Origin of the sequence: Mixta theicola (assembly GCF_002895925.1) — a bacterium.
In the GTDB taxonomy this organism is placed as follows: domain Bacteria; phylum Pseudomonadota; class Gammaproteobacteria; order Enterobacterales; family Enterobacteriaceae; genus Mixta; species Mixta theicola.
This window is the reverse complement of sequence record NZ_NWUO01000070.1, coordinates 1-207: the sequence shown is the minus strand read 5'-3', so window position 1 is coordinate 207 and position 207 is coordinate 1. Positions and strand designations below refer to the sequence as shown.

1 protein-coding gene is annotated in these 207 nt (G+C 52.7%); it reads left to right on the top strand.

Annotation, left to right across the window (positions count from 1 at the left end):
* Window positions 1-207 (top strand): DUF8093 domain-containing protein (locus tag COO59_RS21020; protein ID WP_476738908.1); only part of this gene is annotated, 207 nt, incomplete at both ends.

Sequence of the window (207 nt, the reverse complement as noted above, 5' to 3'; positions counted from 1 at the left end):
TATGCAGGAACGCGCCTTTAACGGTTATACCAATCAGCTGCCGCCGCACGGGCCGCAGGCGCGTGAAAAACTGAAAAACATGATCTACCATGGTGAAGTGGTGATGCTGGACGGTTTTTCTGGGTCAAAAGGCGGGCTGTTTTATATCAATGAGCATGGCGAACTGATTTGCCGCGATCCGCTGGCGTTTAAGTTTGACGGGGCGCA